This window comes from Streptomyces sp. NPDC043427 (genome assembly GCF_056436655.1).
Window position 1 is genome coordinate 108,108 of the sequence record NZ_JBWKCC010000031.1, and the last position, 23,148, is coordinate 131,255.

General features: G+C 67.8%; 32 protein-coding genes. 29 read left to right on the top strand and 3 right to left on the bottom strand.

The window, feature by feature from the left end; genetic code table 11:
- Positions 1 to 39: 39 nt before the first annotated feature.
- Positions 40 to 366 carry a hypothetical protein gene (locus AC067M_RS36125; RefSeq protein WP_478701261.1) on the bottom strand — a complete coding sequence of 109 codons (327 nt, stop codon included), beginning with the start codon at positions 364 to 366 and terminating at the stop codon, positions 40 to 42.
- 1,076 nt (positions 367 to 1,442) lie between these two features.
- On the opposite strand from AC067M_RS36125, the gene AC067M_RS36130 reads away from it, so the two are divergent.
- From AC067M_RS36130 to AC067M_RS36150, 5 genes are all read left to right on the top strand, one after another.
- Positions 1,443 to 1,793 carry a DUF4333 domain-containing protein gene (locus AC067M_RS36130; protein WP_478701262.1) on the top strand — a complete coding sequence of 117 codons (351 nt, stop codon included), beginning with the start codon at positions 1,443 to 1,445 and terminating at the stop codon, positions 1,791 to 1,793.
- A gap of 179 nt (positions 1,794 to 1,972) precedes the next feature.
- On the top strand, positions 1,973 to 2,362 hold the full coding sequence (locus AC067M_RS36135; RefSeq protein ID WP_478701263.1) for a hypothetical protein: 390 nt from the start codon (positions 1,973 to 1,975) through the stop codon (positions 2,360 to 2,362).
- Between the two features lie 71 nt (positions 2,363 to 2,433).
- On the top strand, positions 2,434 to 3,726 hold the full coding sequence (locus AC067M_RS36140; protein WP_478701264.1) for a WXG100 family type VII secretion target: 1,293 nt from the start codon (positions 2,434 to 2,436) through the stop codon (positions 3,724 to 3,726).
- Between the two features lie 54 nt (positions 3,727 to 3,780).
- On the top strand, positions 3,781 to 4,278 hold the full coding sequence (locus AC067M_RS36145) for a hypothetical protein (RefSeq protein WP_478701265.1): 498 nt from the start codon (positions 3,781 to 3,783) through the stop codon (positions 4,276 to 4,278).
- Between the two features lie 66 nt (positions 4,279 to 4,344).
- A complete protein-coding gene (locus AC067M_RS36150) occupies positions 4,345 to 4,857 on the top strand; it encodes a hypothetical protein (protein ID WP_478701266.1) in 513 nt (170 codons plus the stop codon).
- A 22-nt stretch (positions 4,858 to 4,879) separates the two neighbouring features.
- Here AC067M_RS36150 and AC067M_RS36155 read toward each other — a convergent pair whose 3' ends face one another.
- Together AC067M_RS36155 and AC067M_RS36160 are read right to left on the bottom strand one after the other, a co-directional pair.
- Positions 4,880 to 7,693, bottom strand: a complete 2,814-nt coding sequence (locus AC067M_RS36155) for a poly(A) polymerase (protein ID WP_478701267.1) — start codon at positions 7,691 to 7,693, stop codon at positions 4,880 to 4,882.
- Between the two features lie 53 nt (positions 7,694 to 7,746).
- Positions 7,747 to 9,408, bottom strand: coding sequence for an RNA ligase family protein (locus tag AC067M_RS36160; RefSeq protein WP_478701268.1), 1,662 nt, complete (start codon positions 9,406 to 9,408; stop codon positions 7,747 to 7,749).
- Between the two features lie 512 nt (positions 9,409 to 9,920).
- Between AC067M_RS36160 and rpsJ the strand changes: the two genes are divergently transcribed.
- The 24 genes from rpsJ (at position 9,921) to map (ending at position 22,839) form a co-directional block, all read left to right on the top strand.
- Positions 9,921 to 10,229: a 30S ribosomal protein S10 gene (gene rpsJ / locus AC067M_RS36165; protein WP_003948644.1), complete on the top strand. Its 309-nt coding sequence runs from the start codon at positions 9,921 to 9,923 to the stop codon at positions 10,227 to 10,229.
- A 17-nt stretch (positions 10,230 to 10,246) separates the two neighbouring features.
- The gene (gene rplC / locus AC067M_RS36170) at positions 10,247 to 10,891 is read left to right on the top strand and encodes a 50S ribosomal protein L3 (RefSeq protein WP_123991105.1); all 645 of its coding nucleotides are present in this window, start codon (positions 10,247 to 10,249) and stop codon (positions 10,889 to 10,891) included.
- Positions 10,892 to 10,899: 8 nt separating this feature from the next.
- Positions 10,900 to 11,559: a 50S ribosomal protein L4 gene (gene rplD, locus AC067M_RS36175; protein ID WP_478701269.1), complete on the top strand. Its 660-nt coding sequence runs from the start codon at positions 10,900 to 10,902 to the stop codon at positions 11,557 to 11,559.
- Positions 11,559 to 11,978, top strand: a complete 420-nt coding sequence (gene rplW / locus AC067M_RS36180) for a 50S ribosomal protein L23 (RefSeq protein ID WP_478701270.1) — start codon at positions 11,559 to 11,561, stop codon at positions 11,976 to 11,978. The genes rplD and rplW overlap by 1 nt, the downstream gene beginning before the upstream one ends.
- Positions 11,979 to 12,016: 38 nt before the next feature.
- On the top strand, positions 12,017 to 12,853 hold the full coding sequence (gene rplB, locus AC067M_RS36185) for a 50S ribosomal protein L2 (RefSeq protein WP_478701271.1): 837 nt from the start codon (positions 12,017 to 12,019) through the stop codon (positions 12,851 to 12,853).
- A gap of 12 nt (positions 12,854 to 12,865) precedes the next feature.
- Positions 12,866 to 13,147 carry a 30S ribosomal protein S19 gene (gene rpsS, locus AC067M_RS36190; protein WP_033528345.1) on the top strand — a complete coding sequence of 94 codons (282 nt, stop codon included), beginning with the start codon at positions 12,866 to 12,868 and terminating at the stop codon, positions 13,145 to 13,147.
- Between the two features lie 41 nt (positions 13,148 to 13,188).
- The gene (gene rplV / locus AC067M_RS36195) at positions 13,189 to 13,536 is read left to right on the top strand and encodes a 50S ribosomal protein L22 (protein WP_133927829.1); all 348 of its coding nucleotides are present in this window, start codon (positions 13,189 to 13,191) and stop codon (positions 13,534 to 13,536) included.
- Complete coding sequence (gene rpsC, locus AC067M_RS36200; RefSeq protein ID WP_030860973.1) at positions 13,536 to 14,363, top strand: 30S ribosomal protein S3; 828 nt, start codon at positions 13,536 to 13,538, stop codon at positions 14,361 to 14,363. Before rplV ends, rpsC begins: the two co-directional genes overlap by 1 nt.
- Positions 14,364 to 14,368: 5 nt before the next feature.
- Positions 14,369 to 14,788 (top strand): 50S ribosomal protein L16, encoded by a 420-nt coding sequence (gene rplP / locus AC067M_RS36205; RefSeq protein ID WP_009327094.1) that lies wholly within the window; start codon positions 14,369 to 14,371, stop codon positions 14,786 to 14,788.
- On the top strand, positions 14,788 to 15,012 hold the full coding sequence (gene rpmC / locus AC067M_RS36210) for a 50S ribosomal protein L29 (RefSeq protein WP_121894850.1): 225 nt from the start codon (positions 14,788 to 14,790) through the stop codon (positions 15,010 to 15,012). The genes rplP and rpmC overlap by 1 nt, the downstream gene beginning before the upstream one ends.
- Positions 15,012 to 15,299 carry a 30S ribosomal protein S17 gene (rpsQ, locus tag AC067M_RS36215; protein WP_037680399.1) on the top strand — a complete coding sequence of 96 codons (288 nt, stop codon included), beginning with the start codon at positions 15,012 to 15,014 and terminating at the stop codon, positions 15,297 to 15,299. The genes rpmC and rpsQ overlap by 1 nt, the downstream gene beginning before the upstream one ends.
- Before the next feature lie 97 nt (positions 15,300 to 15,396).
- Positions 15,397 to 15,765: a 50S ribosomal protein L14 gene (gene rplN, locus AC067M_RS36220; protein WP_003998823.1), complete on the top strand. Its 369-nt coding sequence runs from the start codon at positions 15,397 to 15,399 to the stop codon at positions 15,763 to 15,765.
- A gap of 2 nt (positions 15,766 to 15,767) precedes the next feature.
- The gene (gene rplX, locus AC067M_RS36225) at positions 15,768 to 16,091 is read left to right on the top strand and encodes a 50S ribosomal protein L24 (protein WP_030039760.1); all 324 of its coding nucleotides are present in this window, start codon (positions 15,768 to 15,770) and stop codon (positions 16,089 to 16,091) included.
- The gene (gene rplE / locus AC067M_RS36230) at positions 16,091 to 16,648 is read left to right on the top strand and encodes a 50S ribosomal protein L5 (RefSeq protein ID WP_015658460.1); all 558 of its coding nucleotides are present in this window, start codon (positions 16,091 to 16,093) and stop codon (positions 16,646 to 16,648) included. Before rplX ends, rplE begins: the two co-directional genes overlap by 1 nt.
- A gap of 5 nt (positions 16,649 to 16,653) precedes the next feature.
- Positions 16,654 to 16,839, top strand: coding sequence for a type Z 30S ribosomal protein S14 (locus tag AC067M_RS36235; RefSeq protein ID WP_003948630.1), 186 nt, complete (start codon positions 16,654 to 16,656; stop codon positions 16,837 to 16,839).
- A gap of 213 nt (positions 16,840 to 17,052) precedes the next feature.
- The gene (gene rpsH, locus AC067M_RS36240; RefSeq protein WP_007384075.1) at positions 17,053 to 17,451 is read left to right on the top strand and encodes a 30S ribosomal protein S8; all 399 of its coding nucleotides are present in this window, start codon (positions 17,053 to 17,055) and stop codon (positions 17,449 to 17,451) included.
- Positions 17,452 to 17,475: 24 nt separating this feature from the next.
- Complete coding sequence (gene rplF, locus AC067M_RS36245) at positions 17,476 to 18,015, top strand: 50S ribosomal protein L6 (RefSeq protein WP_055517273.1); 540 nt, start codon at positions 17,476 to 17,478, stop codon at positions 18,013 to 18,015.
- Between the two features lie 3 nt (positions 18,016 to 18,018).
- The gene (gene rplR, locus AC067M_RS36250; RefSeq protein WP_030039763.1) at positions 18,019 to 18,402 is read left to right on the top strand and encodes a 50S ribosomal protein L18; all 384 of its coding nucleotides are present in this window, start codon (positions 18,019 to 18,021) and stop codon (positions 18,400 to 18,402) included.
- Positions 18,403 to 18,469: 67 nt separating this feature from the next.
- Positions 18,470 to 19,078, top strand: coding sequence for a 30S ribosomal protein S5 (gene rpsE / locus AC067M_RS36255; protein WP_030671799.1), 609 nt, complete (start codon positions 18,470 to 18,472; stop codon positions 19,076 to 19,078).
- The gene (gene rpmD / locus AC067M_RS36260; RefSeq protein ID WP_095748087.1) at positions 19,078 to 19,260 is read left to right on the top strand and encodes a 50S ribosomal protein L30; all 183 of its coding nucleotides are present in this window, start codon (positions 19,078 to 19,080) and stop codon (positions 19,258 to 19,260) included. The genes rpsE and rpmD overlap by 1 nt, the downstream gene beginning before the upstream one ends.
- A 2-nt stretch (positions 19,261 to 19,262) precedes the next feature.
- Positions 19,263 to 19,718 carry a 50S ribosomal protein L15 gene (gene rplO / locus AC067M_RS36265; RefSeq protein WP_478701272.1) on the top strand — a complete coding sequence of 152 codons (456 nt, stop codon included), beginning with the start codon at positions 19,263 to 19,265 and terminating at the stop codon, positions 19,716 to 19,718.
- A 175-nt stretch (positions 19,719 to 19,893) separates the two neighbouring features.
- Positions 19,894 to 21,207: a preprotein translocase subunit SecY gene (secY, locus tag AC067M_RS36270; protein ID WP_478701273.1), complete on the top strand. Its 1,314-nt coding sequence runs from the start codon at positions 19,894 to 19,896 to the stop codon at positions 21,205 to 21,207.
- Positions 21,207 to 21,875: an adenylate kinase gene (locus tag AC067M_RS36275; protein ID WP_478701274.1), complete on the top strand. Its 669-nt coding sequence runs from the start codon at positions 21,207 to 21,209 to the stop codon at positions 21,873 to 21,875. Before secY ends, AC067M_RS36275 begins: the two co-directional genes overlap by 1 nt.
- Before the next feature lie 127 nt (positions 21,876 to 22,002).
- Complete coding sequence (gene map / locus AC067M_RS36280) at positions 22,003 to 22,839, top strand: type I methionyl aminopeptidase (RefSeq protein ID WP_478701275.1); 837 nt, start codon at positions 22,003 to 22,005, stop codon at positions 22,837 to 22,839.
- Positions 22,840 to 23,148: the final 309 nt, after the last annotated feature.

The following is a 23,148-nucleotide window of genomic DNA, read 5'->3' on the forward strand; positions in this document are numbered from 1 at the left end:
GCGCGTCCTGTTCAGTGGAGTCGGAGCCGGAGCCGGGCCTCACTGGTCGGCAGCCTTCATGGACTTGTCGGCGACCTTCACGGACTGCATGAGTCCGTGGACGTCGCCCTCCAACTGCTGGAAGAGCCGGCCCGACAGCGCGACCTTCTCCGTGATGCCGCTCGTTGCGTCGGCGATCAGCTCGATGCCGTAACCCCACTTCTCCTGGAAGTCGTCGCAGGCCTCCTCGAGCTCGCTGGAGCCGGCGCCCTTGGGCCCGATGTCCTTCAGCTGTCTCATCGCCGACCGCATGGTGTCCGCACATTCGGCGAGATCGACGACGAGCCGGGCCATTGCCTCGAACTCGACCTTGTAGTACCCGGTCATACCTGTCGCGTCCCCGCAAAGTCGCTGATCGGCGTGATCATCGCACGGCGAACGCCCGGCACGTGGGGCTCCTGCGCCTGTCGGCACAGGTATGCACGGAAGCTTCCCGAGCTCTCCACGAGGTGTTGTAGAACCACCGGTGATGATGGGCCATCCAAGAGGCAAGTACATCGGCACCAAATACCCGGACAGAGACATCTTCGCGCTGCTCGCGGCCCAGCTCCGCGCTCGCCCTCAACGGGCCCGCCGTGCCATTCCGTATTCCCAACCCCCTTCCCAAGGAGAGGGCCGACCTCGTGGTGGAGCGGCGGGTGCGGGAGTTGGACATCATCCTCAAGACGCGGATGCGCTTCGTGCCGGACAAACGGGAGGTGCGGGTTCTCGAGGAGCGGTGGGAGCCTTCTCGTGAGCACTCGGGTAGGCGGTACGGCCGTGGGCCGACGGCCACGGTGTCCAAGCGGTGGACGTATGAGAAGGGTCCCGACGGCCGTCGGCGCATGCCCGATGCCCTCAGCTTCAGGCCAGCGCCGACCCCAACAGTGAGAGGGTTAGCACAGGTAGGAGCACCAAACCGAGCCAGCGATGCCGCCACGATGCGGTACGTCCGCATGGACCAGTGGTGCGGCAGGACCCAGCGAGCGTGAACAGAGTCAGGGCCCAGTAGATCAGGGCTCCGCACTGTTCCATGCTGTCATGAGCCCGAACCACGCTGTACTCCGCTGCGAGGAGCGGCAGGCCGGGTGCGGAGGCCATGAGGGGCGCCCTTTCACCAGGTCTGGTGAGGGGCGGGTGGCCGAGTCGCGTGGTCCTGCGTCGTCGTCATGGCATCAGTCCACCAGCGCCGGCCGCTCGGGGCATCGGTAGACGTACAAGATCAGCGGAAGGTCGGGATCGTGATCAGCGCGATGTAGCTGGTGCCCTTCTCCGCCCTGGAAGTGTGCGTGGTCGTGGCTGGATGAGCAGGGCGCCGAAGGTGTTGGCCGTGCCGGTACCGCTTCCCCTTCCCAGAAGCGGCCCGGCCAGTATGCTCTTTCGGCGTCCCCCTCTGTCCTGATCAGCCGAATGTGGAGCTCACCATGACTACAGCCCGCCCGTCCGTAGCGGCTTGGAGCCTCTCGGCTGTGGCTGTTGGCGTGCTGCTCGTCGGCTGTTCGGCCTCGGTCAAGGGTGAGAAGGACACGCCGAAGTTGTCTGCGGACAAGCTGGCCACCACGCTCTCCGAAAAGCTCGCCGCACAGACGGGCCAGCCCAAGCCGAAGATCACCTGCCCCGAGGACCTCGCCGGGAAGGTCGGTACCACCACCCGTTGCACGCTCACGGCGAACGACGGCAGCACTTTGGGCGTGACGGTCACCGTTACTTCCGTCAAGGGTGGTCAAATCAACTTCGACTTCCAGGCCGACGACAAGGCGTCCCCGGCAAGCTGACCTTCGCTGTCGCCAAGGCGACTGTCGAAGCAGAAAGCCATGAGGCGTATGGGGCTGGGCGTTACTGTACGACTGGGTCAGCGAACGCCTGTGTCGCAGGGCGGCATACGGGGAGAGGCGGAGTCATGGCAGTGCCGGATCCGAGACATACAGGAACTGACGTAGCGGCACAGCCCGTCATGATGCGGCTGAACCAGCTGCCCGCCGATGTCGGAGGGACGTCTGGCACCGCAGGCCTGGCCGGAGGGAAGAAAGATCTCGCCTCCTCGCCAGCTGAGAAGAAGGCTGCGGCAAAGGCCATCGAGGATCACATCGAGCCCGATACCCGCAAGTCCGGCGACTGGGCCGACACGGAGACGAACGCGGCCGTCAAGGAGTTCCGGGACGGATGGCGGACGTCCGGGGCTTTGAAGAAGGCTCATGAGACGTGGGGCGAGCAGGTGCAGAACCTGATGAACCGTCTCGCGTCGGAAAAGGCGGCGCTGCGGGGCGCCAACACCGTGTTGCAGAGCTCCGACATCCAGGCTGGGCAGAGTGCGCGCTCGGTGTCGGTGATCGACGGTTACTGACCGGCCTGTCGCGACCGGTCACCGCGACCCGCTGTTCCGACTGACAGGCATATACGGCCAACGGGGAACCTATGCCGACGTATCACGAGATCATTACTACCGATCTGTCCACGCTCACCACGGCCGCGGACCGCTGGGACGGGATGGCGAAGGAACTCCACAAGCAGGAGACGAGCTACAAGCGGGATGTGCACGGCATCTCCATGGGCAATACCTGGACGGGGCTCAGCGCGGACGCTGCCAGTGGACGCTTCGATGTCACGCTCAAGGAGTTTCAGGACGCCCAGGTCGAGGCCAAGGCGGTGGCCTCGCTGCTTCGGGACGCGCACACGCAGTTCACCGATCTGCGCAAGAAGCTGGAATCGGCCCGGGCGGATGCCATCGAGGCCGGCATGGCGGTCTCGGAGGGTGGCGTGGTCTCGTACGACACCACGAAGCTCAGCGAGGGCGAGCGCACCGCCCTGCACCACGACCCCGACTATCAGCAGTCCGTGCGTACGGCTGTCGCCTCCTGGCAGGCGCGCGTCGACCAACTCGTGAAGGATGTCGGTGAAGCCGACACCAGCATCGAGACCGCCCTCCAGGGGGTGGTGCTCGACGGTGACATCAACGACGGCACGCTCACCGGCTTCAACGGGCAGGCGCACGGCGACATCAAGACGTACGTGGACGCGGCGAAGGCCGACAAGGGCGACAAGAAGAAGGACGGGTGGGTCTCCGACGGCGAGGCCGAGGCTTCCGGCCCGGATGTCGGGGCGGAGGCTAAGGGGCCCGACACAGGGGCCGGCAAGCTTGGTGAGGCTGAGGCGCATGCCGACCTCGGCCGCGCGACCGCGGAGGGCTCGCTCACCAACGGGCCGATGAAGCTCGATGGCGAGGCTGAAGCGTATGCGGGTGTCAAGGGCTCTGCCAGCGGCGGCATCACCCACGAGGGCCCCCAGGGCGAAGCGGGTGCATTCGGCGGCGGCGAGGCCTCAGCCAAGGGCCGCTTCGATGTGGGCCCGGTCGGCGTCTATGGGCGGGCCGAGGCCATGACGGGTGCCGAGGCGAGTGCCAATGCTGGGGTAAACCGCGAGGGCGTGAACCTGGGTGCTGGAGCATTCGCGGGCGCGAAGGGCGGCGGTACCGTAGGTGCCGACATCGGAGGGATCTCGGCAGGCGTCACGGCCGAGGGGTGGGCCGGTCCTGGCGCCGAGGCAGGTTGGGACATCGGGAAGAACAACGAGGGTAAATGGGGAGTCACCGCCAAAGTGGGCCTCTCCCCCGCTCTCGGCGGAGAAGTGGGCTTCGAGTTCACCGTCGACCCTGGGAAGGTTGCCGACACCGTTGGCGACATCGGCGATGCCATCACTGACCTGTTCTGATCCAAACCCGCCCGTATCCACAGCCTTGGGTTATTCCAGGAAGGAGGGAGCGACATGGCCACGACCCTGCCGATCCCGATCGAGTTCGAACTGCCGGAAGGCTGGCGCGCCGCGCCACCGGACGAAGTCGGAGTGCCAGGCGCGGCGTTCGTCGCGATCCATCTGCCGTCGGATGCCGGATTCACCGCGAACATCACGATCGACGGCGAGTACCGTCCGGACCACGCGACGCTGCCCCAGATTGCCGACGAGTCGGTGCAGCGCCTGGACCAATCCGTCACATCAGTCACGGTCAGAGGGCGCCGCGAGGTTGGTTCCGTGGAGGCGCCAGGCCTTACGCAGACCCTGGCTTTCCCGGCTGTCGTAGACGGGGTGAGTCGTGACCTGGTCCAGTCGCAGGCGTACCTGGCCATGCAGGACGTCACCGATCCGCGCAAGCGAGTCGTGATCCGCCTGGTCCTCACATCCACCGCGTCCCAGCACTCCGCGGTCCTGGACGACTTTCGGGACTTCGTCCGTTCTGTTCGCCTGGACAGCGGTGCGTCGGCGTAGTAGGTCCGGAGCTGTGGAGCCCAGCGAAGCTTGTAGGGAAGTCCTGGCGGCTCGTAGGTTGGCCCCATGGGCCTCTTCGACAAGTTGACGGGAACTCAGCACCCCGCAGACGGTGTTGTGCCAGTCGCCGCCGAGGAGGTGCGGGCAGCCCTGCTCAGCTTGAACAGCCCGGATGTTCCGTACGTCATCCGCGACGGCGGTGCGGATGACGCCGACCTGGTGGCGGAGTGGCGGTTGGCGGAGCCCACCTGGCAGCACTTCTTCGTCCAGTCCCAGTTGAGCCATGCTCTGCGGATCCGGATGCGTCTGGTCCAGGAGGACCATGAGGTGCGCGCCGTCGAGGAGCAGTGGGAAGTCACCCGCGTCGGAAATCCGCCGAGGCTGGCGATGTCGAGGCAGTACTCACGCGGGCCGGACAGGACCGTCACGCGCACCTGGACGATCGAACGCGGAAGCAGTGGCCGCCTCCAAGCGACGGAGACCTTCCGCTTCGACGGCACGGACCTGCGCGATCCCCTGCGGAACGCCGTACTCAACTCCGGCTGGACCTGGCGGGGGCTCCTCCTGGGCAAGCTGTAAGGGTGCGGCGACGCCCCGATGATCAGCGCAGGGTGGGAATTTCGCCGCCCTCGGCCCTCGTCAGCGTGACCCCCGGCAGGCCTCTCAGGCGGCGTTCCGCGACAGTGGCGAGGTGCTCGGTGGTCGGTGGTGTGGAGCCCAGGCCGATGGCGTAGCGGGTGGGGTCGGTGGTGAAGGGGTGGGGCCAGGCGTGGCAGTCGGGGGCCGTTGCCGCGAGGTCGGTGATGAGGGCCCGCATTCTGCCTCGCACCCGGCCCTCGTCCGCCGCCGAGTTCACCGTCACGACAGCCCAGGCGGCGTGGCGGCGGTGGAGTGGGGGAGGGGCGAGGAGTTCGGCCCATGGGTACGGGTCCGTGGTCGCGTCCACCAACTCCCAGGCGCGGAACAGCTCTTGGGTGATCAGGTCACGCATGCCCGGCGTGACCTGGTCCGTGCAGGGGCGTACGGGGGCGGAGGGTGTCGTGATGGTGAGGGGGAGCGGATGGGGGAGGGCGTGGGGCCGAACGCCCATCGGCCCCACCGGCTCGCGCCAGTCCCATGCCGCCCAGGTCGCGAAGAAGTGCCGTAGCAGATCGGCCGGTGGCAGGTCGCCGGACTCGCTCGTCGTGCGGGCCGCCAGGACGGACCAGGCGAGGCCCGGCAGGCCGCCGAACGGTGCCGAGTCCAGGCCCCGCGCCTTCGCCCAGGCCTTGACCTGCGTGGCCAGCCGGGCGAAGGCCGGGACGTGTGCGCCCGCCGAGGCGAGCACCGCGTCGGCGTCGCTCACCGCGCTGAGCGCGATCGCCGCCGCCTCACCCAGTTCGGCCCGGCGAGCCACCGCCTCGGCGGGGTCCAGCGAGCCGGTGGCGACGACGACCAGGTCGACGTCCAGCCCGTCGACCCGCAACCGCAGGCCGGGTACGCGGGCCCCGACCACCTCACGCACATCGGTCGCCTCGGGGAGTGCAGCCATCAACGTCGCTTGTACGGTGGCGAGTTCGACAGTGCCGGGCAGCGCCGCCACCAGGTCCAGGTCCGCACCGGGCAGCGCGCAGCCCATGCGCCGGGAGCCGACGACGCGCACGACACCGTCGCAGAGCACGTCCGTGATGCGGGCCGTGATCAGATCGGCGGCAGAGGTGTCGGTGGGCTCGCAGGCGTACTGCGCGGCCTCCTCCCGCCAGCGGACCTCCCCCGTCCCCAGCGTCACCGTGCCCCGCACCCTCATCGGCTCGTCCCCGCGCCGCGACAGCAGCGCCAGCTCGCCGACCCTGACCGCCATCGGAGTGAGCCGGGCCTCGCAGGTGGCGGCCAGGGTGTTCGGGTCGGTGGTGCGGCCCAGACTCAGGTGGGGGGTGAAGCCCGCGTGGCGGCCGCGGCAGCCGGGGAAGCGGCGCAGGAGGGCGCTGTGCAACGCGGTCCACGGCTCCTCATCGGCGGCCGCGGGGTCGAGCCAGACGGTGGCGTCGTCCCGGTGGCCGAACCAGTGCACGCCCTCCAGCCGGGCGTCGAAGGGAGCCGTGGTGGCCGTCGCGAGCACCGCTGCGGCCTGCTCGAATGCGTGTTCCGGTACGAATCCGAAGAGCAGGTTCACATGCGGAGGCCAGCGGCGGATCTGTGGGTCGTGATCGCGGCGGATGTCCTGCAGCGGCGGCCACACCTCCTGCGGAGGGACCCACGCCAGGGCCGTGCGGGGAGTCGGCCGCACGTCCAGAGGACCGAGGGCGGCCGCACCCGCCTCGCCCTGCGCATCCTCCGCGTCCGCCGTCACCTCGGCCCGCACGGCGTAGTGGTCGGAGATGTGCAGTCCCTCCGCCGTGGGTGCGTCGCCGTACAGCTCGGCCCACCGTGCCCGCAGACCCTCCCCGCGCAGCAGCACCCGGTCCAGCCGGGAGGCCCGGCCGGTCAGGGACGAGATCGCGGCCAGCGGGTTGGTGCCCGGGTCGAAGGTCGGGGTCGTGTCGCCGGCGCCGTGCACCTCGCTCCACGCGTCCCGCATCCCCAACGACAGCTGCGGTGTGTCACCGCCGTCGTTGAAGTCGCCCATCAGGATCAGATCGGCTTCCAGACCCGCCAACCCTTCGGCGATCCGCGTCAGTTCGGCATCCCGTCGGACCGCACCGTTGTCGGAGTGGTCGCTGCTCAGATGCGTCGCCGCGACGACCAGGGGACGCGCACCCGTCTCCACGACCAGGGCGGTCACCGCCTTGTGCGGGCCCAGCGCATGGAACGCGGCCTCGCGCACGGGCAACCGGCTCAGGAGCAGCAGACCGCACTCGTCCACGTCCCGCTCGCGCGGATCCGTTCCCAGCGTCCAGTCCGCCCGCACCCACGGCTCGCGCAGCAGCGGGACGAGGAGTTCCGCTTCGACCTCCTGCAACGCGATCACGTCGACGTCGGCGTCGCGCAGGGCCCGCAGCAGCTCGGGCCTGCGCCGGGCGCTGTCGATGCGATCGGCGTCGTACCGGTCCCAGAGGGCGTTCCAGGTCAGCACGCGCACCTCTCCGGAGCCGGGCGCGCTCCTGCGCGGTGAGCGCGCGGGCACCCAGTCCTCCCCGTCCCACGCATATGGCGTACGGGCCGTGAAGAACGGCGCTCGGAGCAGCCGAGCCTCCCGTACCCGCCCGGCCCGCGTCGCGTCGATCCGGTCCACACCCGTGGCCCGGTCCCACACCACCTCACCGTCGGCCTCGAAGAACAGCACCCGGTGCCACGGGATCTCGCCGCCGGGCACGAAGGCGGGCAGCGGGACACGCTTGGGCGCCGCCCCGCGCTGCAGGATGCCCAGCACGAAACGGGCCGGGTCGAAGCGCGCATCCCAGCGCACCCGGTGATAGATCTCCTCGCTCGTACGCACCGGACAGACCTCTCAGACTCTCGGACCTCGACCTCTCAGGGCTCTCAGACCCCTCAGATCTCTTCCTCCACGGTCCCGCTCGCCCCGACGTACCAGGTGCGATGCGCGTCGCCCGGATACGGCGGGCCGAAGCGGCGCAGCTGGGCGGTGAGCACCTCCGGCGGCACCGGGTGTTCACGGCGGGCGTTGCGCCGTATCAGCTCGTCCTCTTCGACCAGGACCACGGCGTGAGTGATCAGGGCGTCGCGGCGGTGGGCGATCGCGTGCACGAGCGAGCGCTGCTGCTTGTTCAGGGACGTGGCGTCCCACACCACGGTCCCTCCGCCCGCCAGGGCCTTGTCCAGCCGGTCCAGCCCCTCGCGCAGGACGGCCTCGTTGGCCCGCTGATCGCCTCGCGCGCCGCGCGCCTCGCGCAGATCGTCCAGGGAGACGTACACGTCCACGCCCGGGAGTCCGCGGGCGAAGGTGCTCTTGCCGCTGCCCGCCGGGCCGACCGTCTGGATCAGTTTCGGGAAGGCGCCGGAGCGCCAGCGCCAGGTCGCCGCCACAGCCTCGTCGACACCGCTGATCCGGCCCCGCGCGTACGCCTCCCGGGCCTCGGCCCGGCACCGGACGGCCGCGTCCGTCGGCAGCCCGGCGAACGCCTCACGCAGCGCCCTCTCGTCCATGCTCTCTGTGTCCTCGGCGTGCAGCGCCGACCACTCCACCTGCTCGCGCGCCTCGTCCGTGGCCGCGGTGGCCCGGGCGACCGCGTGCAGCAGAACGAGGTCGGCTGCGTGGGACAACCGCACCAGGCCGGCCCGCCGGTCCTCGTCCGGATACGGCCGGTGCAGCGCGGGGTGCAGCCCCACGAGATCAGCGACCCGGCGGGCGAGCGGCATGCCCACCACCCCGGCGAGCCGCGCCGCGAGCCGTGCCCGCCCGCCCGAGTGCAGCAGCGCGGCCAGCACGCCGACGAGCCGGTCGTCCCCGGACCGCCCCGCCGGATCCAACCGGGCGACAGCCCGCGGGTCCCCCTCACCGGGCAGCCCCACGGCCTCCTCCAGCGCCGCCGCGTCGACGGCCGCCCCCGAACGCACCGCCCACAGCGCGGCCGCCGGGCCGAGACCGTTCTCGACGACGGCCGCGTGCATCCAGTGCATGTCCGTCCGCACATGCCCGGCCCGCACCCACTTGGCCACCCGCTCCCCGAACTCCTGAGCGCCGAACCTGTCCACGACCCGGACGACGTACCCCTCCTGCCGCCCGAGATCCAGCCGCAGAGCGCGCAACGCCCGCTCGTCGAACACGCCCCGCCACAGCACCCGCGGTACGGGAACGCCGAGCCCGCGCAGAAAGGCCACCGTCCGGTCCCAGTCCAGGCAGCGGCCGTCCGCGTCCCACACCGAGAAGCCGTAGAACCAGCTCTCCAGGTCGTCGTACGCGATCGAGTGCCGGGCGAACATGTTCTCCCCGCACACTCGCCAGCCCTCGGGGACGGCGTGGCCGACGCGTGCCTGGAGGGCCTTGACCCAGGTGCGGGAGGGGTGGTGGGCGGAGTCGAGCGAGCGGGCGTGCAGGCCGTCGGCGTACAGCGTGGTGTTCTCGCCGTCGAGCTTCTCGGTGACGACCACCTCGCGGCCGCGCAGGCCGGACAGGTCGGTGATCCTGAGGTCATCGGCGGTGGCGCCGGGGGACCAGGGCAGATGCCGGGTCCGCGGATAGTGCGTACGCATGGTGAACGTCCCCCGTGGCGGCTCGTACCCGATCAGCCTAGGAACGTCGGGCGGCTGGGGGCCAGCGGTTTACGGCATGGGCGGGGGGGCACGCGCACGTGTTTGACCTTCGTCACGTCCGGGGTATTCTCTCCGGCTCGATTGGCGAAGCCCCAGCCTGGTATGGCAGACTAGCGGGGTTGCTCGGTCGAGTGTTGATGCTGCGCGCCTCCCGCCGGGGGGACCGGAAGCGAGTCCCACAGTACTCGTCGTTCCAACTGTCGAAAGGCAGCGCTGGGACGGACGTACGGGAATCTTCCGGGAAGTGTCAGTGCGGCACCGGCCAGGCACCCGGTGGCTTTTTTGGCCCTGGCTTGCGGTTCCGGAAGGGCCGTGTTCATTCCGTGGAGGGATGTTCGAACAAGGGACATCTGTGTCAGTGGAAGCGCGACACGCCCGACCGCGTGGGTCGGAAGAAGTCAAGGGAACACCGGGTTCCAGAGCGTTACGAGAGACAGGACTACTGAGTAGCCATGGCGGGACAGAAGATCCGCATCCGGCTCAAGGCCTACGACCACGAGGTCATCGACTCCTCGGCGAAGAAGATCGTCGAGACGGTGACTCGCACTGGTGCGTCGGTCGCGGGCCCGGTGCCGCTGCCCACTGAGAAGAACGTGTACTGCGTCATCAAGTCGCCGCACAAGTACAAGGACTCGCGCGAGCACTTCGAGATGCGCACGCACAAGCGCCTGATCGACATCCTCGACCCGACGCCCAAGACCGTTGACTCTCTGATGCGACTCGACCTCCCGGCCGGTGTCGACATCGAGATCAAGCTCTGAGGGCTGGTGATCTGAGAATGGCTAAGCAGATCAAGGGCATCCTGGGCGAGAAGCTCGGCATGACGCAGGTGTGGGACGAGAACAACCGTGTTGTTCCGGTCACCGTCGTCAAGGCCGGCCCCAACGTCGTCACCCAGGTCCGCACGAACGACACCGACGGCTACGAGTCCGTCCAGATCGCGTTCGGCGAGATCGACCCGCGCAAGGTGAACAAGCCCCTCAAGGGCCACTTCGCCAAGGCCGACGTCACTCCCCGCCGCCACCTCGTCGAGATCCGTACCGCTGACGCCAGCGAGTACACCCTCGGCCAGGAGATCACCGCTGAGGTGTTCGAGGCCGGCATCAAGGTCGACGTGACCGGCAAGAGCAAGGGCAAGGGCTTCGCCGGTGTCATGAAGCGTCACAACTTCAAGGGCCTCGGCGCCGGACACGGCACCCAGCGCAAGCACCGCTCCCCCGGTTCCATCGGTGGCTGCGCCACCCCGGGCCGCGTGTTCAAGGGCCTCCGCATGGCGGGTCGCATGGGCAACGAGCGGGTCACCACCCAGAACCTGACCGTCCACGCCGTTGACGCGGAGAAGGGTCTGCTGCTCATCAAGGGCGCGGTTCCCGGTCCGAACGGCGGCCTCGTCCTGGTCCGCACCGCGGCCAAGGGGGCCTGAGGTAACCGATGAGCACTGTTGACATCCTTTCGCCTGCCGGCGAGAAGGCCGGTACCGTCGAGCTCCCCGCGGAGTACTTCGGCGTGGAGAAGATCAGCATCCCGCTGATCCACCAGGTCGTCGTCGCGCAGAACGCCGCTGCCCGCCAGGGCACGCACAAGACCAAGACCCGCGGTGAAGTCCGTGGTGGCGGCAAGAAGCCGTACCGCCAGAAGGGCACCGGCCGCGCCCGTCAGGGTTCGACCCGCGCCCCGCAGTTCGCCGGCGGTGGCGTCGTCCACGGCCCGCAGCCGCGTGACTACTCGCAGCGGACCCCGAAGAAGATGAAGGCCGCGGCCCTGCGCCACGCCCTCACCGACCGGGCCCGCCACAACCGCATCCACGTCGTCACCGGCGTGATCGAGGGCGAGACCCCCTCCACCAAGGCCGCCAAGACGCTGTTCGGCAAGATCTCGGAGCGCAAGAACCTGCTCCTGGTCGTCGACCGCGCCGACGAGGCCGCGTGGCTGTCCGCCCGCAACCTGCCCCAGGTCCACATCCTGGAGCCGGGCCAGCTGAACACGTACGACGTGATCGTCTCGGACGATGTGGTCTTCACCCAGGCCGCCCTTGAGTCCTTCGTGTCCGGCCCGAACAAGGCCAACGACACCGAAGGGAGCGAGGCCTGATGGCTACGCGTCACCCGAGCATTGCCTCCAAGGCTGCGAAGGCCGCCAAGGCCGCGCGCGTCGCCAAGGCGCGTCGCCACGCCGCCGAGGGCAAGAACACCGTCGTCACTCCGGCGAGCAAGGCGTACACGGACCCCCGTGACGTCCTGATCAAGCCGGTCGTGTCCGAGAAGAGCTACGCGCTTCTCGACGAGAACAAGTACACGTTCATCGTCGACCCGAGTGCCAACAAGACTCAGATCAAGCAGGCCGTCCAGGCGGTCTTCTCGGTCAAGGTCACCGGGGTCAACACGATCAACCGCCAGGGCAAGCGCAAGCGCACCAAGACCGGTTTCGGTCAGCGTGCCGGCTCCAAGCGCGCGATCGTGACCCTCGCCGAGGGCGACCGTATCGACATCTTCGGCGGTCCGACCGCGTAAGCGGTCAGGATCGTCCGGAATCGGACGAGGACTGAGAAATGGGAATCCGCAAGTACAAGCCGACTACGCCGGGCCGCCGTGGCGCCAGCGTCGCCGACTTCGTCGAGGTCACGCGGTCCACGCCGGAGAAGTCGCTGGTCCGCCCCCTGCACAGCAAGGGCGGCCGTAACAACGCCGGTCGTGTGACCGTTCGCCACCAGGGTGGCGGACACAAGCGCGCCTACCGCGTGATCGACTTCCGTCGTCACGACAAGGACGGCGTGCCGGCGAAGGTCGCGCACATCGAGTACGACCCCAACCGCACCGCGCGCATCGCGCTGCTGCACTACGCCGACGGCGAGAAGCGCTACATCCTCGCCCCGCGCAACCTGCAGCAGGGTGACCGCGTCGAGAACGGTCCCGGGGCCGACATCAAGCCGGGCAACAACCTGGCCCTCCGCAACATCCCGGTCGGTACGACGCTGCACGCGATCGAGCTCCGTCCGGGCGGCGGCGCCAAGTTCGCCCGCTCCGCCGGTGCCTCCGTGCAGCTGCTCGCGAAGGAGGGCTCGATGGCCCACCTCCGCATGCCCTCCGGTGAGATCCGCCTGGTCGACGTGCGCTGCCGCGCCACGATCGGCGAGGTCGGCAACGCCGAGCAGAGCAACATCAACTGGGGCAAGGCCGGCCGCAAGCGCTGGCTGGGCGTCCGCCCGACCGTTCGCGGTGTGGCGATGAACCCGGTTGACCACCCCCACGGTGGTGGTGAGGGCAAGACCTCCGGTGGTCGCCACCCGGTCAGCCCCTGGGGTCAGAAGGAAGGTCGTACTCGTTCGCCGAAGAAGGCTTCGAACAAGTACATCGTCCGCCGCCGCAAGACGAACAAGAAGCGCTAGGAGCGGGTTTAGATGCCGCGCAGTCTCAAGAAGGGGCCCTTCGTCGACGACCACCTCATCAAGAAGGTGGACGCCCAGAACGAAGCCGGCACCAAGAACGTCATCAAGACCTGGTCCCGTCGCTCCATGATCATCCCGGCGATGCTCGGGCACACGATCGCGGTGCACAACGGCAAGACCCACATCCCGGTGTTTGTCACCGAGTCCATGGTCGGCCACAAGCTCGGCGAGTTCTCGCCGACGCGCACCTTCCGGGGTCACGTCAAGGACGACCGGAAGTCGAAGCGCCGCTAAGCGCGGGGTGAATGACCATGACAGACACTGAAGGGACAACCATGGAAGCCAGGGCCCAGGCGCGGTACATCCGCGTCACGCCCATGAAGGCCCGCCGCGTGGTGGACCTCATCCGCGGTCTGGACGCCGCGGAGGCTCAGGCGGTCCTGCGTTTTGCCCCGCAGGCCGCGAGCGTGCCGGTAGGCAAGGTGCTGGACAGCGCCATCGCCAACGCCGCGCACAACTACGACCACACCGATGTCGACAGCCTCTTCATCTCCGAGGCGTACGTCGATGAGGGCCCGACCCTGAAGCGGTTCCGTCCGCGCGCCCAGGGCCGTGCCTACCGGATCCGCAAGCGGACCAGCCACATCACCGTGGTCGTCAGCAGCAAGGAAGGAACCCGGTAATGGGCCAGAAGGTTAACCCGCATGGGTTCCGGCTCGGTGTCACCACGGACTTCAAGTCCCGGTGGTACGCCGACAAGCTGTACAAGGACTACGTCAAGGAAGACGTCGCCATCCGTCGGATGATGACGTCCGGCATGGAGCGCGCCGGCATCTCGAAGGTGGAGATCGAGCGCACCCGTGACCGCGTGCGTGTGGACATCCACACCGCTCGTCCGGGCATCGTCATCGGCCGCCGTGGCGCCGAGGCCGACCGCATCCGCGGTGACCTCGAGAAGCTCACGGGCAAGCAGGTCCAGCTGAACATCCTCGAGGTCAAGAGCCCCGAGACCGACGCTCAGCTGGTTGCCCAGGCCGTCGCCGAGCAGCTCTCCTCCCGCGTCTCCTTCCGTCGCGCCATGCGTAAGAGCATGCAGGGCACGATGAAGGCCGGCGCCAAGGGCATCAAGATCCAGTGCGGTGGCCGCCTCGGTGGCGCCGAGATGTCCCGCTCGGAGTTCTACCGCGAGGGCCGTGTGCCCCTGCACACGCTCCGCGCGAACGTGGACTACGGCTTCTTCGAGGCCAAGACGACCTTCGGCCGCATCGGTGTGAAGGTCTGGATCTACAAGGGCGACGTCAAGAACATCGCCGAGGTCCGCGCCGAGAACGCCGCGGCCCGTGCGGGTAACCGCCCGGCCCGTGGTGGCGCCGACCGCCCGGCCCGTGGTGGCCGCGGTGGCGAGCGTGGTGGGCGCGGTCGTAAGCCGCAGCAGGCTCCGGCTGCCGAGGCCCCCAAGGCCGACGCTCCCGCCGCCGCTCCGGCTGAGAGCACCGGAACGGAGGCCTGACCGAAATGCTGATCCCCCGTAGGGTCAAGCACCGCAAGCAGCACCACCCCAAGCGCAGCGGCGCTGCCAAGGGCGGCACGCAGGTTGCGTTCGGCGAGTACGGCATCCAGGCGCTCACCCCGGCCTACGTGACGAACCGTCAGATCGAGGCCGCTCGTATCGCCATGACGCGTCACATCAAGCGTGGTGGCAAGGTCTGGATCAACATCTACCCGGACCGTCCCCTCACCAAGAAGCCTGCCGAGACCCGCATGGGTTCCGGTAAGGGTTCTCCGGAGTGGTGGATCGCCAACGTCAAGCCCGGACGCGTGATGTTCGAGCTGTCGTACCCCAACGAAAAGATCGCCCGTGAGGCGCTGACTCGTGCGGCCCACAAGCTGCCGATGAAGTGCCGGATCGTCAAGCGCGAGGCAGGTGAAGCGTGATGTCGGCCGGTACCAAGGCGTCCGAGCTGCGCGAGCTGGGCAACGAGGAGCTTCTGGACAAGCTCCGCGAGGCCAAGGAAGAGCTGTTCAACCTCCGCTTCCAGGCGGCGACCGGTCAGCTCGAGAACCACGGTCGGCTGAAGGCCGTCCGTAAGGACATCGCGCGGATCTACACCCTGATGCGTGAGCGCGAGCTGGGCATCGAGACGGTGGAGAGCGCCTGATGAGTGAGAGCAACGTGACTGAGCAGACTGCAGAGGCCCGCGGCTTCCGCAAGACCCGCGAGGGTCTCGTCGTCAGCGACAAGATGGACAAGACCGTCGTCGTCGCCGTCGAGGACCGCGTCAAGCACGCGCTGTACGGCAAGGTCATCCGCCGTACCAGCAGGCTCAAGGCGCACGACGAGCAGAACGCCGCGGGTGTCGGCGACCGTGTCCTCCTCGCGGAGACCCGGCCGCTGTCCGCGACGAAGCGCTGGCGCGTCGTCGAGATCCTCGAGAAGGCCAAGTAATCATCCTGCGGGCAAACTCGCAGGACAGTTCCGCCAGGCTCCGGGAGCCGCTCGCTGAGCGGCTCCCGGGGAACCGGCAGACAAACAGGAGATAGACGTGATCCAGCAGGAGTCGCGACTGCGTGTCGCCGACAACACTGGTGCGAAGGAGATCCTTTGCATCCGTGTGCTCGGTGGCTCCGGTCGCCGCTACGCGGGCATCGGTGACGTCATCGTCGCCACCGTCAAGGACGCGATCCCCGGTGGCAACGTGAAGAAGGGTGACGTCGTCAAGGCGGTCATCGTTCGCACCGTCAAGGAGCGCCGCCGTCCGGACGGCTCGTACATCCGCTTCGACGAGAACGCCGCCGTCATTCTGAAGAACGACGGCGACCCTCGCGGCACCCGCATCTTCGGCCCGGTCGGGCGTGAGCTGCGCGAGAAGAAGTTCATGAAGATCATCTCGCTGGCTCCGGAGGTGCTGTAAGCATGAAGATCAAGAAGGGCGACCTGGTCCAGGTCATCACCGGTAAGGACAAGGGCAAGCAGGGCAAGGTCATCGCGGCCTTCCCCCGCGAGGACCGCGTCCTGGTCGAGGGTGTCAACCGGGTCAAGAAGCACACCAAGGCCGGCCCGACCGCCAAGGGTTCGCAGGCCGGCGGCATCGTCACGACCGAGGCGCCGATCCACGTCTCCAACGTCCAGCTGGTCGTTGAGAAGGACGGCAACAAGGTTGTCACGCGTGTCGGTTACCGCTTCGACGACGAAGGCAACAAGATCCGCGTTGCCAAGCGGACGGGTGAGGACATCTGATGGCTACCACCACCACTCCGCGTCTGAAGACGAAGTACCGCGAGGAGATCGCGGGCAAGCTGCGTGACGAGTTCAAGTACGAGAACGTCATGCAGGTTCCCGGTCTCGTGAAGATCGTGGTCAACATGGGTGTGGGCGACGCCGCCCGCGACTCCAAGCTGATCGAGGGCGCCATCCGCGACCTCACCACGATCACCGGTCAGAAGCCGGCCGTCACCAAGGCCCGCAAGTCCATCGCGCAGTTCAAGCTGCGTGAGGGTCAGCCGATCGGTGCCCACGTCACGCTTCGTGGCGACCGCATGTGGGAGTTCCTGGACCGCACCCTGTCGCTCGCGCTGCCGCGCATCCGCGACTTCCGCGGCCTGTCCCCCAAGCAGTTCGACGGCCGTGGCAACTACACCTTCGGTCTCACCGAGCAGGTCATGTTCCACGAGATCGACCAGGACAAGATCGACCGTACCCGGGGCATGGACATCACCGTGGTCACCACGGCGACCAACGACGCTGAGGGCCGCGCGCTCCTTCGTCACCTCGGCTTCCCCTTCAAGGAGGCGTGAGCGAGATGGCGAAGAAGGCTCTGATCGCTAAGGCTGCTCGCAAGCCCAAGTTCGGTGTGCGTGGCTACACCCGCTGCCAGCGCTGCGGTCGTCCGCACTCCGTGTACCGCAAGTTCGGCCTCTGCCGCGTGTGCCTTCGTGAGATGGCTCACCGTGGCGAGCTGCCGGGCGTGACCAAGAGCTCCTGGTAATCACCCTTTTAGGGATTCCCAGGGCTCTCGGTAAGCAATGGGCGCGTCAGGCGCCGACCCTTCCATGGCTTAGGCTTGGGGGGTTGGGCGCCTGACGGTCGCCCGTACGACTTACTACGCCGTAGGTCCACCGCGCCGCACCCGTCCCGTCTCGGATCGGGGAGAGGGATGGCGCACCAGGAAACCCCGGCGAGAGAGGCCGAAGGCCAATTCATGACCATGACTGATCCGATCGCAGACATGCTTACGCGTCTGCGGAACGCGAACTCGGCATACCACGACTCCGTGACGATGCCGGCATCGAAGATCAAGTCGCACATCGCGGAGATCCTCCAGCAGGAGGGCTTCATCACGGGCTGGAAGGTCGAGGACGCCGAGGTCGGCAAGAACCTCGTCCTGGAGCTGAAGTTCGGCCCCAACCGTGAGCGCTCCATCGCGGGCATCAAGCGGATCTCCAAGCCCGGTCTCCGGGTGTACGCGAAGTCCACCAACCTGCCGAAGGTGCTCGGCGGTCTCGGCGTGGCGATCATCTCCACGTCGCACGGACTCCTCACCGACAAGCAGGCCGGCAAGAAGGGCGTAGGCGGAGAAGTCCTCGCCTACGTCTGGTAGCGGAAGGGAACGGAGGAAACAGCTATGTCGCGTATTGGCAAGCTCCCCATCACGGTTCCCGCCGGCGTGGACGTCACCATCGACGGCCAGACGGTCTCGGTCAAGGGCCCCAAGGGCACGCTGACCCACACTGTCGTGGCGCCGATCGAGATCGCCAAGGGTGAGGACGGCGTCCTGAACGTCACCCGCCCCAACGACGAGCGTCAGAGCAAGGCCCTGCACGGCCTGTCCCGCACGCTGGTGGCGAACATGATCACCGGCGTGACCCAGGGTTACGTGAAGAAGCTCGAGATCAGCGGTGTCGGTTACCGCGTTCAGGCCAAGGGATCGAACCTCGAGTTCGCTCTGGGCTACAGCCACCCGATCACCGTCGAGGCGCCCGAGGGCATCACCTTCAAGGTGGAGACCCCGACCCGCTTCCAGGTCGAGGGCATCGACAAGCAGAAGGTCGGCGAGGTTGCGGCCAACATCCGCAAGCTGCGCAAGCCCGACCCGTACAAGGCCAAGGGCGTCAAGTACGAGGGCGAAGTCATCCGCCGCAAGGTCGGAAAGGCGGGTAAGTAAGCCATGGCATACGGACAGAAGATCCTCAAGGGCGACGCCTACAAGCGCGCCGCGATCAAGCGCCGCCACATCCGGATCCGCAAGTCGATCAACGGTACGGCGGAGCGTCCTCGTCTGGTCGTGACCCGCTCGAACCGCCACATCGTGGCCCAGGTGATCGACGACCTCAAGGGTCACACCCTTGCGTCGGCGTCCACCCTGGACACCTCGATCCGCGGTGGCGAGGGCGACAAGTCGGCCCAGGCCAAGCAGGTCGGCGCCCTGGTCGCCGAGCGTGCCAAGGCCGCCGGTGTCGAGGCTGTCGTATTCGACCGTGGTGGCAACCAGTACGCCGGGCGCATCGCCGCCCTGGCGGACGCCGCCCGCGAAGCCGGACTCAAGTTCTGAGTCGCCCGTCGCGTCAGCGACAAAATCGTTGGCGCGTAGCTAGCGGAAAAAGAGAGAGGTAATTCCAATGGCTGGACCCCAGCGCCGCGGTGGCGGTGCCGGTGGCGGCGAGCGGCGGGACCGGAAGGGCCGTGACGGCGGCGCTGCTGCCGCCGAGAAGACCGCGTACGTTGAGCGCGTTGTCGCGATCAACCGCGTCGCCAAGGTTGTGAAGGGTGGTCGTCGCTTCAGCTTCACCGCGCTGGTCGTGGTGGGCGACGGTGACGGCACCGTGGGTGTCGGTTACGGCAAGGCCAAGGAGGTGCCGGCCGCCATCGCCAAGGGTGTTGAGGAGGCCAAGAAGCACTTCTTCAAGGTCCCCCGTATCCAGGGCACCATCCCGCACCCGATCACGGGTGAGAAGGCTGCCGGCGTCGTACTGCTCAAGCCCGCGTCCCCCGGTACCGGCGTTATCGCCGGTGGCCCGGTGCGTGCCGTGCTCGAGTGCGCCGGTATCCACGACGTGCTGTCGAAGTCGCTCGGCTCGTCGAACGCGATCAACATCGTGCACGCGACCGTGGAGGCCCTGAAGGGCCTGCAGCGTCCCGAGGAGATCGCGGCCCGCCGTGGTCTGCCGCTCGAGGACGTCGCCCCCGCGGCTCTGCTGCGTGCGCGTGCCGGGGCTGGTGCTGCGTAATGGCTCAGCTCAAGATCACGCAGACGAAGTCGTACATCGGCAGCAAGCAGAACCACCGTGACACTCTGCGGTCGCTTGGTCTCAAGGGGATCAACACCGTGGTCGTCAAGGAGGACCGCCCCGAGTTCCGCGGCATGGTGCACACCGTCCGCCACCTCGTGACGGTCGAGGAGGTCGACTGATCATGGCGGAGAACAACCCGCTCAAGATCCACAACCTCCGTCCCGCCCCGGGCGCCAAGACCGCCAAGACCCGTGTCGGTCGTGGTGAGGCGTCGAAGGGTAAGACGGCTGGTCGTGGTACCAAGGGCACCAAGGCCCGTTACCAGGTTCCGGAGCGCTTCGAGGGTGGCCAGATGCCCCTCCACATGCGTCTCCCGAAGCTGAAGGGCTTCAAGAACCCGTTCAAGACCGAGTACCAGGTCGTGAACCTCGACAAGCTGGCGTCGCTGTACCCCGAGGGTGGCGAGGTCACCGTCGAGGGTCTGGTCGCCAAGGGTGCCGTTCGCAAGAACGCGCTCGTCAAGGTCCTCGGCCAGGGCGAGGTCTCCGTGGCGCTGCAGGTGACGGTCGACGCCGTCTCCGGCTCCGCCAAGGAGAAGATCACCGCCGCGGGCGGTACGGTCACCGAGCTCGTCTGAGCGCGATGACGTAAGCAGTCCCGACCGGGGATACCTCATCACGGGGTATCCCCGGTTGGTCGTTCCAAGGCGGGCGGTGTCCCCGGTAAGGTGGCCTGCACTGCTCTTTCACGTATCCGTCGAACCTCAAGACCGTCACCCTTGACGCAGTTGCGCGGGGGTCGCAGGAGGCACCGTGCTCACCGCGTTCGCCCGGGCGTTCAAGACGCCCGACCTGCGCAAGAAGCTGCTCTTCACGCTCGCCATCATCGTGGTCTACCGGGTCGGTACCCACATTCCGATCCCGGGCGTCGACTACAAGAGTGTCCAGGAGTGTGTGGACCAGGCGTCCGGCAACCAGGGCCTCTTCGGTCTGGTCAACATGTTCAGCGGCGGCGCGCTGCTCCAGATCACGGTCTTCGCGCTCGGCATCATGCCGTACATCACGGCGAGCATCATCCTCCAGCTGCTGACCGTGGTCATCCCGCGCCTGGAAGCCCTCAAGAAGGAGGGCCAGGCCGGTACGGCGAAGATCACGCAGTACACCCGTTACCTCACGGTGGCGCTCGCGATCCTGCAGGGCACCGGCCTGGTGGCCACCGCCCGCAGCGGCGCCCTCTTCTCCGGTTGTACGGTCGCCAGCCAGATCGTCCCGGACCGCGCGATCTTCAGCACCATCGTCATGGTCATCTGCATGACCGCCGGTACGGCCATGGTCATGTGGCTCGGTGAGCTCATCACCGACCGCGGCATCGGCAACGGCATGTCGATCCTGATGTTCATCTCGATCGCCGCGACCTTCCCGTCCGCGCTGTGGGCCATCAAGAAGCAGGGCACCCTGGCCGGCGGCTGGATCGAGTTCGGCACTGTCGTCCTCGTCGGCCTGGTCATGGTCGGCCTGGTGGTCTTCGTCGAGCAGGCCCAGCGCCGCATCCCCGTGCAGTACGCGAAGCGGATGATCGGCCGTCGCTCCTACGGTGGTACGTCCACGTACATCCCGCTGAAGGTGAACCAGGCCGGTGTGATCCCGGTCATCTTCGCGTCGTCGCTGCTCTACATCCCGGCCCTGATCGCGCAGTTCTCCAGCGGTGACTCGGGCTGGAAGCGCTGGGTCGAGCAGAACCTGACCAAGGGCGACCACCCGATTTACATCAGTGCGTACTTTTTGCTCATCGTGTTCTTCGCGTTCTTCTACGTGGCGATCTCCTTCAACCCCGAGGAAGTCGCCGACAACATGAAGAAGTATGGTGGCTTCATCCCGGGCATCCGGGCTGGCAGGCCGACCGCTGAGTACCTCTCGTACGTGCTCAACCGGATCACCTGGCCGGGTTCGCTGTACCTGGGTCTGATCGCTCTCGTCCCGACGATGGCGTTGGTTGGCTTCAACGCAAACCAGAACTTCCCGTTCGGCGGGACCAGCATCCTGATCATCGTGGGTGTCGGTCTCGAGACCGTGAAGCAGATCGAGAGCCAGCTCCAGCAGCGCAATTACGAAGGGTTCCTCCGCTGATGCGAATCGTCCTCGTCGGGCCGCCGGGTGCCGGAAAGGGCACGCAGGCCACTCGTCTCGCCGAGAAGCTGCGCGTGCCGCACATCTCCACGGGCGACCTGTTCCGCGCCAACATCAGCCAGCAGACGGAGCTCGGGAAACTCGCGAAGTCCTACATGGACGCCGGCAACCTCGTCCCCGACGAGGTCACCATCGCGATGGCCAAGGACCGCATGGAGCAGCCCGACGCCGAGAACGGCTTCCTGCTCGACGGCTTCCCGCGCAATGTCTCGCAGGCCGAGGCGCTCGACGAGCTGCTTGAGACCGAGGCGATCAAGCTGGACGCGGTGCTGGACCTCGAGGTGCCCGAGGAGGAGGTCGTCAAGCGGATCGCCGGCCGGCGCATCTGCCGCAACGACTCGTCGCACGTCTTCCACGAGACGTACAAGAAGCCGGCCAAGGACGGCGTCTGTGACGTGTGCGGCGGTGAGCTGTACCAGCGTGACGACGACTCCGAGGAGACCGTCCGCAAGCGGCTGGAGGTCTACCACACGCAGACCGAGCCGATCATCGACTACTACAAGGCGCAGGGCCTGGTCGTCACGATCTCGGCGCTGGGTCCGGTGGACGAGGTGACCCGACGCGCGCTGGGCGCGCTGAAGCGCGAGGACGCCGACGCCACCCAGTAGTCGTTCATACGTCGCCGTAGCCGCGGTTCCCGAGAGGGGGCCGCGGCTGCTGTGTGGGGAGGGCTGGCCCGTCCCCGTATCGTGGAAAGCGTCCGTCCCTTCCCGGTCCAGAAAGGCCGTAGTCCCCATGGTGCAGATCAAGAGCCCCGAGCAGATCGCCAAGATGCGTGAGGCGGGGCTGGTCGTCGCCGCGATCCACGCGGCGACCCGTGAGGCCGCCGTGCCGGGTGCCAGCACCAAGGATCTGGACGAGGTCGCGCGCAAGGTGCTCGCGGAGAACAACGCCAAGTCGAACTTCCTCGGCTACGGCGGCTTTCCCGCGACGATCTGCACGTCCGTGAACGACGTCGTCGTGCACGGCATCCCCTCCGAGGACGTCGTCCTCAAGGACGGGGACATCATCTCCATCGACTGCGGCGCGATCGTCGACGGCTGGCACGGGGACGCGGCGTACACCGCCTTCGTGGGCTCCGGTCACGCCCCGGAACTGGTCGAGCTCTCCCGGGTGACGGAAGAGTCCATGTGGGCGGGCATCGCCGCGATGAGGCTGGGCAACCGCCTGGTCGACGTGTCGAAGGCCATCGAGACGTACATCCGCCGTCAGCCGAAGCCCGGCGGCGGCCGCTACGGCATCATCGAGGACTACGGCGGCCACGGCATCGGCACGGAGATGCACATGGACCCCCACCTGCTCAACTACGTAGACCGCCGCCGAGGCAAGGGCCCCAAGCTGGTCCCCGGCTTCTGCCTCGCCATCGAGCCGATGGTCTCCCTGGGCACCCCGAAGACCGAGGTCCTCGAGGACGACTGGACGGTCATCACCACGGACGGCACGTGGTCCTCCCACTGGGAACACTCGGTCGCCCTGACCGAGCAGGGCCCCCTGGTCCTGACGGCCCCGGACGGCGGCAAGGCCAAGCTGGCGGAGTACGGGGTCACGGCGGCGCCGGACCCGCTGGTCTGACGGCATCCCGAACACCGCCGCCGGTCGGAGGCCGGCGCAGCCGCTCGAAGCCAGCGAGGCGCCCCGGCGCCGAGCGCCCGCGAAGGCGGCGTGAAGGGTGGGGACGGCGGCAAGGCCAAGCCGGCGGAGTACGGGGTCACGGCGGCGCCGGACCCGCTGGTCTGACGGCATCCCGAACACCGCCGCCGGTCGGAGGCCGGCGCAGCCGCTCGAGGCCAGCGAGGCGCCCCGGCGCCGAGCGCCCGCGAAGGCGGCGTGAAGGGTGGGGACGGCGGCAAGGCCAAGCCGGCGGAGTACGGGGTCACGGCG